This window comes from Leifsonia sp. Root112D2 (genome assembly GCF_001424905.1).
Lineage (GTDB): Bacteria > Actinomycetota > Actinomycetes > Actinomycetales > Microbacteriaceae > Root112D2.
In genome coordinates, this window is sequence record NZ_LMCU01000001.1 from 2,774,696 (window position 1) to 2,786,277 (window position 11,582).

General features: G+C 66.8%; 12 protein-coding genes. 11 read left to right on the forward strand and 1 reads right to left on the reverse strand.

The window, feature by feature from the left end; genetic code table 11:
- Positions 1 to 17: 17 nt before the first annotated feature.
- The 7 genes from rpoZ to ASC63_RS13005 all read left to right on the forward strand — a co-directional run bounded on the left by rpoZ (position 18) and on the right by ASC63_RS13005 (position 7,879).
- Positions 18 to 275, forward strand: a complete 258-nt coding sequence (gene rpoZ / locus ASC63_RS12975; protein WP_055814067.1) for a DNA-directed RNA polymerase subunit omega — start codon at positions 18 to 20, stop codon at positions 273 to 275.
- 55 nt (positions 276 to 330) lie between these two features.
- Positions 331 to 1,566 (forward strand): bifunctional phosphopantothenoylcysteine decarboxylase/phosphopantothenate--cysteine ligase CoaBC, encoded by a 1,236-nt coding sequence (gene coaBC, locus ASC63_RS12980; protein WP_055815530.1) that lies wholly within the window; start codon positions 331 to 333, stop codon positions 1,564 to 1,566.
- A gap of 84 nt (positions 1,567 to 1,650) precedes the next feature.
- A complete protein-coding gene (metK, locus tag ASC63_RS12985; RefSeq protein ID WP_055814070.1) occupies positions 1,651 to 2,844 on the forward strand; it encodes a methionine adenosyltransferase in 1,194 nt (397 codons plus the stop codon).
- 16 nt (positions 2,845 to 2,860) lie between these two features.
- Positions 2,861 to 4,828: a hypothetical protein gene (locus ASC63_RS12990; RefSeq protein WP_055814073.1), complete on the forward strand. Its 1,968-nt coding sequence runs from the start codon at positions 2,861 to 2,863 to the stop codon at positions 4,826 to 4,828.
- 43 nt (positions 4,829 to 4,871) lie between these two features.
- A complete protein-coding gene (gene fmt, locus ASC63_RS12995) occupies positions 4,872 to 5,792 on the forward strand; it encodes a methionyl-tRNA formyltransferase (RefSeq protein ID WP_055814075.1) in 921 nt (306 codons plus the stop codon).
- The gene (locus ASC63_RS13000) at positions 5,789 to 7,207 is read left to right on the forward strand and encodes an RsmB/NOP family class I SAM-dependent RNA methyltransferase (RefSeq protein WP_055814079.1); all 1,419 of its coding nucleotides are present in this window, start codon (positions 5,789 to 5,791) and stop codon (positions 7,205 to 7,207) included. Before fmt ends, ASC63_RS13000 begins: the two co-directional genes overlap by 4 nt.
- Before the next feature lie 105 nt (positions 7,208 to 7,312).
- Positions 7,313 to 7,879, forward strand: a complete 567-nt coding sequence (locus tag ASC63_RS13005; protein ID WP_157487675.1) for a hypothetical protein — start codon at positions 7,313 to 7,315, stop codon at positions 7,877 to 7,879.
- Positions 7,880 to 7,882: 3 nt separating this feature from the next.
- Here the strand turns inward: ASC63_RS13005 and ASC63_RS13010 are convergent, their stop codons facing one another.
- On the reverse strand, positions 7,883 to 9,118 hold the full coding sequence (locus ASC63_RS13010; protein WP_055814085.1) for an HNH endonuclease signature motif containing protein: 1,236 nt from the start codon (positions 9,116 to 9,118) through the stop codon (positions 7,883 to 7,885).
- Between the two features lie 155 nt (positions 9,119 to 9,273).
- Here ASC63_RS13010 and ASC63_RS13015 point away from each other — a divergent pair, with 155 nt between their 5' ends.
- The 4 genes from ASC63_RS13015 (at position 9,274) to hisG (ending at position 11,581) form a co-directional block, all read left to right on the forward strand.
- Entirely contained in the window at positions 9,274 to 9,705 is a 432-nt protein-coding gene (locus ASC63_RS13015) for an NUDIX domain-containing protein (protein WP_162242899.1), read from the forward strand.
- 9 nt (positions 9,706 to 9,714) lie between these two features.
- Positions 9,715 to 10,377: a ribulose-phosphate 3-epimerase gene (rpe, locus tag ASC63_RS13020; RefSeq protein WP_055814091.1), complete on the forward strand. Its 663-nt coding sequence runs from the start codon at positions 9,715 to 9,717 to the stop codon at positions 10,375 to 10,377.
- A 23-nt stretch (positions 10,378 to 10,400) separates the two neighbouring features.
- Positions 10,401 to 10,664, forward strand: a complete 264-nt coding sequence (locus tag ASC63_RS13025) for a phosphoribosyl-ATP diphosphatase (protein WP_055814094.1) — start codon at positions 10,401 to 10,403, stop codon at positions 10,662 to 10,664.
- Between the two features lie 62 nt (positions 10,665 to 10,726).
- The gene (hisG, locus tag ASC63_RS13030; protein WP_055814097.1) at positions 10,727 to 11,581 is read left to right on the forward strand and encodes an ATP phosphoribosyltransferase; all 855 of its coding nucleotides are present in this window, start codon (positions 10,727 to 10,729) and stop codon (positions 11,579 to 11,581) included.
- Position 11,582 lies beyond the last annotated feature (1 nt).

The window sequence follows — 11,582 nt, forward strand, 5'->3', positions numbered from 1 at the left end:
CAAGGAGCAGAACAGCCATGGCAACACACCTCAAGGGCATCATCGACCCGCCCATCGACGATCTTCTCTCCAAGGTGGAGTCAAAGTACGCGCTCGTGATTTTCGCGTCCAAGCGCGCCCGCCAGATCAACGACTACTACGCCGACCTGCACGAAGGCAGCCTCTTCGACAACGTCGGCCCGCTCGTCGACTCCACCATCGACGACAAGCCGCTCTCCGTCGCGATGCACGAGATCAACGAGGACAAGCTCGTCATCAAGCCGATCGTCGAATAGGCTCTGCCGTAGTCTGAAGTCATTCAACGCGAGGGATGCCGCCGTGAGCACACCATTGACCATTGTCGTCGGTGTGACCGGCGGCATCGCTGCGTACAAGGCCGTCGGCGTCATTCGCGGTTTCGTGCTGCAGGGGCACGACGTGCACGTGATTGCCACGGAAGCCGCGCTGCGTTTCGTTGGCAGACCCACCTTCGAGGCCATCAGCCGCAACCCGATCAACACCGATCTCTACGAGGGCGTCGCGCAGGTGCGCCATGTCGCCATCGGCCAGTCGGCCGATCTCATCGTGATAGCCCCGGCCACGGCGAACACCATCGCCAAACTGGCGCTGGGCCTGGCCGACGACCTGCTCACCAACACGGTTCTGGTCAGCACGGCGCCGATAGTGATTGCGCCGGCGATGCACACCGAGATGTGGCAGAACGCCGCAACGGTCGCCAACATCGCCATACTGCGTGAACGGCGTTTCACCATCGTGGGGCCGGCATCCGGTCAGTTGACGGGCACGGATTCCGGCGTCGGCCGCATGGAAGAGCCAGAGGCTATTACCGCCGCCGCCCTGTCAGTTCTTGAGAAATCGGCGGTCCCTGAGCGTGCCGAAGGACCCACCCGCACCGCCGAAGCGCCCGGTGACCTCTCTGGCAAGCACGTCGTCGTCACGGCCGGCGGAACCCGCGAGCCGCTCGACCCCGTGCGCTTTCTCGGCAACCGCTCCAGCGGTCGCCAGGGCGTCGCCATCGCCCAGGCCGCGCTCAACCGTGGGGCCACGGTCACCCTCATCGCCGCACACATCGAGGTGCACCCGCCCGCCGGGGCCACACTCGTCGAGGTGGCAACCGCCCTCGAACTGCAGCGCGCGGTGACGGATGCCGCGGCATCCGCCGACATCATTGTGATGGCCGCTGCGGTGGCCGACTATCGGCCGGCCAGTGTGCAGCAAGCGAAGATCAAGAAGACCGAGACGCATGCGCCATTGAATATCGAACTGGTGGAGAACCCCGACATTCTGGCCGAGTTGTCGGCCGCCGAACGCCACGGCCGCGTCATTGTGGGCTTTGCCGCGGAGACGGAGCCTGACACGGATGCGTTGCTCACTCTTGGCCAGCAGAAGCTGGCCCGCAAGGGGTGCGACTACCTTGTCATCAACAGGGTGGGCTGGTCGACCGGTTTCGTCAGTGAGAGCAACGAGATCATCATGTTGGATTCCTCCGGCGATATAGTGATGAAGGCATCCGGGGACAAGTTGTCGGTGGCCGATCGTATCCTCGATGTCATCGCCTCGCGCTGAATATCGCGGGCCGAACGTACGCCGTCAGGCAACTCTCGAACACGGGAAGCTGCGAACGAGGGAACCTCCGAACAAAGGAACACAGTGGCTGAACTGCGCCTCTTCACCTCCGAATCCGTTACCGAAGGGCATCCCGACAAGATCTGTGACCAGGTCTCGGACAGCATCCTCGACGCACTTCTGACGGTCGACCCGCACAGCCGGGTAGCGGTGGAGACACTCGTCACCACCGGCCTCGTGCATGTCGCGGGTGAGGTGGCCACGAGTGCATATGTCGAGATCCCCGCCATCGTTCGAGAACTCATCACCTCGATCGGCTATACCTCCTCCGATGTCTGGTTCGACGGCCGTTCCTGCGGCGTCTCGATCTCCATCGGCGGGCAGTCGCCCGACATCGCGCAGGGCGTCAATGATGCCTACGAGACGCGCGAGGGTTCCAGCGTCGACGACGACGACCGCCAGGGCGCCGGCGACCAGGGCATCATGTTCGGCTATGCCACCACCGAGACGCCGCAGCTCATGCCCGTGCCGATCTGGCTCGCCCACCGCATGGCCGAGCGCCTCGCCGAGGTGCGCAAGAGCGAGGTCGTGGACTACCTGCGACCTGACGGCAAGACCCAGGTGACCGTCGGCTACGACGGCATAGTGCCCCGCACCATCGAGACCGTCGTGCTCTCCACTCAGCACTCGCCCAAGGTTTCCACCGAGCAACTGCGCGCCGAGCTCGCCGAGCTCGTCATCGAGCCCGTGCTGAACGCGGTCGAGCTCGAGCATGCGGGGGTACGCACTCTCATTAACCCGACGGGGCGATTCGAGATCGGCGGCCCGCAGGGCGACGCCGGCCTCACCGGCCGCAAGATCATCGTCGACACGTATGGGGGAGCGAGCCGGCACGGTGGCGGCGCCTTCAGCGGCAAGGACCCGTCGAAGGTCGACCGTTCCGCCGCATATGCCATGCGCTGGGTGGCGAAGAATGCCGTGGCCGCGGGCTTCGCCGACCGTCTCGAGGTGCAGGTGGCCTACGCGATAGGCAAGGCCTCACCCGTCGGCCTGTACGTGGAGACGTTCGGCACCGCCAAGGTGCCCGAAGACCGCATCATCTCCGCCATCCGTGAGGTGTTCGACCTGCGGCCTTCCGCGATCATTCGCGACCTCGACCTGCTGCGCCCCATTTACGCGAAGACCGCAACGTATGGTCACTTCGGCCGTGAGCTGCCGGAATTCACCTGGGAGCGCACCGACCGCGTCGAGGATCTGCGCTCCGCAGCCCGCCTCTAGCCGAGAGGCCTCAACTATGGCGGCGGCGCAGGCGGTGGCCCGTGTTCTTCTTGACTCGGCCCTTCCCCAGCTCGACCATCTGTTCGACTACCGGGTGCCCGAGTCGCTTCGCGAGACGGCCCTGCCCGGCGTTCGAGTGAAGGTGCCGCTGCGAACCGCGGGCCGGATAGCCGATGGTTACCTCGTTGAGCTGGTGCACGATGGTGACTTCTCCGGAAAGCTGAGCGATCTCGACGCCGTCGTCTCTCCGGCGCGCGTGCTCAGCGACGAGGTGTGGAACCTCGCGCGTCGGGTGGCCGACCGTGGCGCCGGGGGAGCGTCCGATGTCATCCGGCTCGCCGTGCCCTCACGCCAGGTGCGCGTCGAAAAGGCCTGGCTGGCTGCGCCCCGGAACACTTCGGTCGCAGGGCCTTCCGAAGCGCCCGTAATTTCCGGCTACCCCGACGGCCGCCTCGAAGCCGCGCTCGAGAACAACGAGCGCCTCGCTGTCTCGGCAATACCGCACCTGGCAGAACTGCCCGACGGCGCTTGGGTGGGCCGCTGGGCCATCACCCTTGCCGAGGCCGCCACACGGTGTGTACTCGGCGGTCGCAGCGCCATTCTGGTCGTGCCCGACTACCGCGACCAGGAACAGCTGGCGGCGGCTCTTGCCACCATCGCTCCCGACGGCGTGGTTGCCGCCCTGGATGCCCGTCAATCCAATCCCGACCGCTACCGTGCCTTCCTGAGCTGTCTCGACGGCCCCCGCATCATCATCGGCAATCGCTCGGCGGTCTACGCGCCGGCCGACAAGCTCGGTCTTCTCGCCATCTTCAGCGACGGAGATCCGTTGCATGCCGAGCCGCTCAGCCCGTACGTGCATGCGCGCGACGCCGCGCTCGTGCGGCAGGAACAGCAGGGTTGTGCGCTCTGGCTCGTCGGCCATTCCCGCACCGTTGAGACGCAGCGCCTCGTCGAACTCGGCTGGCTGCACGAGGTGGTGCCGGCACGCACCGCGGCGCCGAAGATCGTGCCCACCGCCCAGCAGGCCGCATCCGACCCGCAGGCGCAGGCCGCCCGCATCCCGTCGACGGCCTGGCGCGAGGCGCGAGCCGCGCTCGAGCGCGGACCCGTGCTCGTGCAGGTGGCGCGCCCCGGCTATGCGCCTTCTCTCGCGTGCGACAACTGCCACCAGACGGCCCGGTGCACCCGCTGCGAGGGGCCCCTGAGCCAGTCCACCGCGCGCTCGGTGCCCTCCTGCGGCTGGTGCGGCGCCCTCGCCACCGACTGGGTCTGCGACAACTGCGAGCACACGAAGCTGCGTCGTGTCGGCGCGGGCAGCGCCCGCACGGTCGAAGATCTCGGCCGCGCGTTTCCCGGGGTGCGCGTCGTGATTGCCGATGGCGAGCATCCGGTTCGCTCAGTCGACGCGAAGCCCGCGCTCGTGGTCGCCACCCGTGGCGCCGAACCGATTGCCGCGGGCGGCTATCAAGCGATCTTGCTGCTCGACGGCGAACGGATGCTGGCCCGCGAGTCCCTGCGCATCGGCGAGGACTGCCTGCGCTGGTGGATGAATGCCGCCGCGCTGGCCGCGCCCGGCGCCACCACCATGCTCGTCGGCGTTGCGGGACCGCTCGCCCAGGCCATGGCGACGTGGCGCACGGATGGCTACGCGTCGCGCGAGCTGGCGGACCGCCGGGAGCTGCGGTTTCCCCCCGCGGTGCGCGTCGCATCCATCACCGGAGCCAGCCAGGCCGTCGAGGCCGCAATCGCCCAGCTTGACGCCGAGACGGTGCTCGACACGCTTGGGCCGGTGCCCCTCGACGCTGGGCTCGTGCGCAGCATCGTGCGTTTCGAATACGGCCATGGCGCCGATGTTGCCGCCACGCTGCGCGCGGCCGTGATTCGCAATGCGACCAGCCGCCGCAAAGCCCCGGCCGGCAAGGGCGGCTTTCGGCCAGCGCCTACACTCAGAGTACGTTTCGATGACCCGGAGATTCTGTGATCCACGCCTTTACCCCTGATTCCTTGAGCACACCGACCGCCGCATGAGGCTCGTGTTCGCCGGAACCCCGAACGTTGCCGTTGCCGCGCTTCAGGTGCTGGCCGACGGCCCCCACGATGTCGTCGCCGTCATCTCTCGCAGCGACGCGCCGCTCGGACGCAAACGAGTGCTCACGCCCTCGGCCGTCGCCGCGCACGCCGCCCAACTCGGCATCCCGACGATCAAGGCGAACCGGCTCGATGAGGCCACAACCGCCGAGATCACCGCCCTCTCGCCGGATCTCGGCGTGATAGTCGCCTACGGCGGCCTGGTGCGCGAGCCCCTTTTGAGCGCGCCACGGCTCGGCTGGATCAACCTGCACTTCTCGCTGCTGCCGCGCTGGCGTGGTGCAGCCCCCGTTCAGGGGGCCATCCTCGCCGGCGACACCGCGACCGGCGCCGCCGTGTTCCAGCTCGTGGCGGGCCTGGATGCTGGTGATGTTTACGCGAGCCTCAGCCGCGCCATCGGGCCGGATGAAACATCCGGCGAACTGCTCGACGCACTGTCGCACACCGGAGCCGAACTGTTAGCGACAGTCGTCGACGATCTCGCCGCCGGGCGCGCGACAGCGTCACCGCAGCGGGGCGAGCCGACCGCCGCCGCAAAGATCACTCTGCAGGATGCCCGCATCGACTGGACCGTCGGCGCAACGGAGGCGTACAACCGCATTCGTGCCGTCACACCGGAACCCGGCGCTTTCACGGAAATCGACGGCCAGCGGCTGAAGATCGGCGCAGCGCGACTCGCGCCCGATGCCTCCGGGCTTGCCCCTGGCGCACTCGAGGCGGATGCGGCCGGGGTGCTCGTGGGCACCGCAAGCCACCCGATTCGACTTCTCGAGGTTCAGCCCGCGGGCAAGCGCCCCATGTGTGCGCTCGACTGGTGGCGCGGCCTCGCGAATCGCGAGAAGGCGGTGGCGCGATGAACCCCAAGCCATCCGGCGGGCGACCGAACAGAGTCGGCTCGTACGCGCAGCCGGCCCGTCGCGTGGCGCTGGAGGTCATCACGGCCGTGCGCGAGTCGGATGCCTATGCCAACCTGCTGCTGCCTACCCGCATTGCCCGGGCGGGCCTGTCACAGGCGGATGCCGGCCTGGCCACCGAACTCACGTACGGCACGCTGCGCATGCTCGGCTACTACGACCGCGTCATTGCGCTGGCCGCGCGCCGCGATGTCGACAAAATCGACGCGCCGATTCTGGACGTGCTGCGTCTCGGCGCGCACCAGCTTCTCTCGATGCGCGTCGCGAAGCACGCCGCCGTCAATGAGTCCGTCGCGCTCGCCCACACCGTCGGGTCACAGTCGGCGACGGGCTTCTGCAACGGCGTGCTGCGCGAGATCACCCGGCACACGCCCGATGAATGGCGGGAGCGCGTGCGGGCCGCGGCGAACGGCGCTGATGACGCGCTGGGCGCGTTGGCGTCGCATCCGGCCTGGATCATTCGCGCGTTTCGGCAGGCGCTGGAGGCTGAGGGGCGCGCGAGTGAACTCGAGGCCCTGCTCGAGGCGGACAACGCGCCGCCGCGCGTGAACCTCGTGGCACTGCCCGGTGTTGCCGAGATTCCGGCGGATGCCGAGCGCAATCGTTTCGCGCCCACCGGCTTCGTGCTGGCCGGGGGAGACCCCCAGGCCATCGTGACCGGCAATGCGGGTGCCGTGCGGGTTCAGGACGAGGGCTCGCAGCTCGCGGCGCTCGCGCTTACCCGGGCACGCCCGGTTGTTGCGGGAGAGCGCTGGCTCGACCTGTGTGCCGGGCCTGGCGGCAAGGCGGCGTTGCTGGCCGCCGAGGCACGCCTCGGCGGCGCGACCCTGATCGCCAACGAGCTGGTACCCGCACGCGCCGAACTGGTGCGCAATGCGTTAGCGCCCGTTCCGGGCGAGACGCCGGTCTGGGAACGCGACGGCATCTCGATAGGCGAGAGCGACCCCGAAGGTTTCGACCGCATTCTGCTGGATGCCCCATGCACCGGCCTCGGCGCACTGCGTCGGCGCCCCGAGGCCCGCTGGCGCAAGTCGCCCCGAGACGTGGCAGAACTGGGGCGTCTGCAGGCCGAACTGCTCGACGCCGCGGTGCGCGCACTGAAGCCGGGGGGCATTCTCGCCTACGTGACCTGCTCGCCGCATGTGGCAGAGACGCGCATTGCCGTCGACGATGCGGTCAAACGCTGGCACGGCGAGATCGAGCCGCTGCCGACCCGCCAGCTGGTCTCGGCCGTCACGCTCACCGAACCAGATCTCGCGGGCCGCGACGACCAGGTGCAGTTGTGGCCGCACCGGCACGGCACTGACGCGATGTTCATCGCCCTGCTGACGAAGCAGCCCTCGACGGAACGCACGTAGCGGCGCCGCTCTCGGGTGTCGGCGCTTGCCGGGTGGTCTCCATTCGCGCAAAGATCGACCATGCGCGCAGATCGGCCGTTGCCCGGCAACCCGTGGCCTCACGACATGGTGATCGCCATCGAAGATGGTCCGTTCCCGCTCGATCAGATGCTTTACGTCCGCGCTGCGTGGTCGCTGAGCATTCCCTCAGTCCCGCCGCTGGATCCTGCGTTCGAGGTCGTCGCCTCGGCACCACCTGATGGCTGGAATCCGGCGGATGTGGAACGGCTGTGGTTGCGCGATTGGGATCGTGCCTGGTCACGATTCGATGCGCCGACGGTCAGTAACGTTCCCGACGAAGGCACCTTGCGAGCAATCGCCGAAACTCCGGACGAGGACCTTGATCACCGGTTCTGGGGGCCCTCCGAGATCTGGCAAGAAGGCATCGACCTTGGCGCGGTGAACCGCTGGCGATCCTTGATCAGAGGCGAGCACGCGCTGAGGCTGGAAGACACGCCCGAACGGCAAGCGCTGCCGGCACTCATCACTGCCTGGGAGCACGGCCTGCACACCGTCGTGCAGCTGCCCTACGAAGGACACTACGCGAGCTGGCTCAACCGTCGGTGCCTGGTGGTCTCGCGTCACACTCGCCTGCACCGCGAGCTCTACAGTCAGGCGCTCCTGGCCTTCTGAGTATCAGAAGGGCGGCGGATCGCTGGTGCGCGTAAAGCCCGTGGGCGTGGTCCAGGCATAGCGACCGCCTTCGGCGCGACTCAGCGTGATTTTCGTCTTGTGTTTGAGGCTGTGGTGCCCGCGGCTGAGCGGGGCGAGGTTGTCGTCGTTGGTGGTGCCGTCGAACTGCCAATCGGTCGTGTGGTCCAGGTCACACTCACGCGACGCTCTGGAGCAGTGCGGAACAACACAGCTGCGGAACTTGCGTCGCAGCCACTCACGCTGTGCCGCGGTGGGGCGGTAGCTTCGCCGGTCCATGTTCAGGTCGACACCGCTGATCGGATCCGTGAAGATTCGCCGGAACGACGGGGCATCCGCCACCAGCAACCGTGCGGTCGCCTCATCAATGGGTCCGTAACCGTCAAGGACGGCCGGAGCCAGCTGTGCCTGTGTGAGCAACGTGGGCTGATTCAGCAGCGTCGTCACCGGCACCGAGATCTGCACGTGGGTCACAACCTCGTTCGGAGTTCCTCTACCGGTGAGCAGGTCGGCCGCGGCATCCGCACGCAACTGAGCCAGGGTGCGGCTCTCATCGGACTGCGCTCGTTGCCGTGACGCCGCCGCGGTCAGGCGCGCGTCGATCTTCATGATGGCGGGCGCATCCGAGTAGAGATGCATCCACGCCATGCCGTCATCGGCCGGTTCGATCTCGACTCGCCGATCAACGGCCGCCGCCTGATGACGCTCAACCGGGTCCGCCGGATGCAGCCGCTCACGGATCACACGCGCTGCCGTACGGAATTTCGACGGAGTCAGTCGTGCAGCCCTGTCGACGAGCAGCGCATCGAGTTCATCGAAGACCGGTGAATCGTCGGGGAGGCTTCGCGCCAGTTCGGCAGCAGTGCGCACATTACTGTGGGGCACTCGGCCGCCTCGAAACTCCGCCCACACCTTCGGCAGCCGCGCGATCAGTGTCTCCGTGTCGTGAAGCAGCGACCAGATCACGTTCTCCGATTTCGACAGGCGCAAAGCCAGGTCGAAGACGACCGAGCGCTCGGCGAGCCGGATGCCCTCCGCACGCGTCTGCGCCGCACCCGGCAGCACGTATAACTCCGGATGCCGCCGGGCCAGCAACACGGCCTCGTAGATCGCGTTCATCTGCAGGCATTGCACGGCCGCAAGCGATGCGTTCAACAACGCGGCAGCGGACAGGCGCGTCTTCAGTTCACGCGTCTCGTCGCTTTCCTCGTTTTCGACCATGACTCAACTATCGAACACACCACCGACATTGTGAGAGGACAGTTCGACAAGCTATCGAATATTTATCTCACATTTTCGAGCGAGGGACTTGCCGATGGATTGAGGGCGGTCAGGTTGCAATCTCGCTCAGGTTCCGAACCCCATAGGCTGCATTGGTGGCACACTACGGCGTCTACGGGGCATGGCGTCAGAACGGCCGCGTCGTGGCGATCCGAAAGGCGCGAGGCCCGTACACAGGCATGCTCGACCTTCCGGGAGGGTCGCCCGAAGGCGACGAGACATCCGAGGAGACGCTTCTTCGGGAGCTACACGAGGAATGCGGGGTAGCCGACGTTCACGTCGTGTCGTGGCATCCATTCGATTTCTTCATCACAGAGTCGAGTACCGGCGAGCCGGTCAACTCGAACCATCGCGGGTCGATTGCCATCGTGCGCGTGCTTGACACCGTGAAGCCCATCGAGAACGTCGAGGATGTGCGCGGCGTCGAGCTGATCGATCCCCGCGAGCATCCCGAGTCTGAGTTCACGCCGCCGTTTGCGTATGCGCTCACTCTCCTGCACGACCCCGGCCTCACCCCACGCCGCTAGGCTGGCACCATGCCCGTCAGAATCAATCCGAGCATTCTCGCCGCCGACTTCGTGAACCTCGAGCGCGATCTGGGCCGCATCTCCAGCGCCGATCTCGTGCACGTGGACGTCATGGACAACCATTTCGTGCCAAACCTCACCTTCGGGCCCCAAATGGTCGGTCGTGTGCAGGATGTGGCGACGATTCCGCTCGACGTGCACCTCATGATCGAAAACCCCGAGCGCTGGGCGCCTGGATACGCCGAGCTCGGCGCGTTCTCTGTCACCTTCCACGCCGAGGCGACGAGCGATCCGGTTGCGTTGGCACGCCAGTTGCGGCAGATGGGCGCGCGCGCCGGCGTCGCGCTCAAGCCAGGCACCGACATCGAGCCCTATCTCGAGCTGCTGGCCGAATTCGATCAAGTACTCGTCATGACCGTCGAACCCGGGTTCGGCGGCCAGTCGTTCATGCCCGAGACGATGCCCAAGCTGCGGATGCTGCGCGAACGAGCCCTGAAATCCGGTCTCGACGTGTGGTTGCAGGTCGACGGCGGAATCACCGAGGAAACCATAGTGACCGCGGCGGAGGCCGGGGCGGACACCTTCGTGGCCGGCTCCAGCGTCTTCGCCTCCGAAGACCCCGCTGCCCGGATCGCGCTGCTGCGCGAGACGGCCGCGCGACACAGCCACTGATGCGATACCGGTAGCCTGTATTCGTGAAAACTTTCGACGACCTCTTCGCCGAGCTGAGCGAGAAAGCCAGGACCCGTCCGGCCGACTCTCGCACCGTTGCGGAACTCGACGCCGGCGTGCATGCCATCGGCAAGAAGATCGTCGAGGAGGCCGCCGAGGTGTGGATGGCCGCCGAATACGAGACCACAGAGAACACGGCCGAGGAGATCTCGCAGCTGCTCTACCACCTGCAGGTGCTCATGATTGAGCGCGGGCTGTCGACGGCGGATGTGTACCGACATCTGTGATGTGCACACCACAGATGTTCGAACATCACACCCCCTGACACTTTTATCGATAGGCCATCACCATGCTGAGAATTGCGGTGCCCAACAAGGGCTCCCTGTCTGAAACCGCAGCACAAATGCTGCTCGAGGCCGGCTACAACGGTCGCCGCGACCCCAAAGAACTCATCGTCGCCGACCCGCAGAACGACGTTGAGTTCTTCTACCTGCGCCCCCGCGACATCGCCACCTATGTCGGCTCCGGCGCGCTCGATGTGGGCATCACGGGGCGCGACCTGCTGCTGGATTCCGGGTCGAGCGCGGCAGAGATCGCCACACTCGACTTCGCAAAGTCGACGTTCCGCTTCGCCGGCCCGACGGGTGCGTTCTCGGAGCTCGCCGACCTCGAGGGCACCCGTGTGGCGACAAGCTATCCGGGACTCGTCGGGAGCTTTCTCGCGGCATCCGGGATCTCGGCCGATCTCGTCACCCTGGACGGCGCCGTCGAGTCCGCGGTGCGCCTCGGCGTCGCGGATGCGGTCGCCGATGTCGTCGAGACCGGCTCAACCCTGCAGAAACAGGGCCTGGAGATCTTCGGCCCGGTCATTCTCGCCTCGGAGGCCGTACTCATCAGTCGCGAGCCGGATGCCGCGGCCGGCGACGTACACGGCGTCGACGTTCTGCTGCGGCGGCTGCACGGCGTCATGGTGGCTCGCCAGTTCGTGCTCATGGACTACGACCTGCCGGTCAAGCTGCTCGAGCAGGCCGTTGCGCTGACCCCCGGCGTGGAGTCGCCAACGGTGTCGCCGCTGCGCGACCCCGAATGGGTGGCCGTGCGGGCGATGGTGCGTCGCGACGGCACCAACCACATGATGGACGCGCTGTACGACCTCGGCGCGCGCGCCATTCTCGTCACGCCCATCCACGCGGCCAGGATCTGAG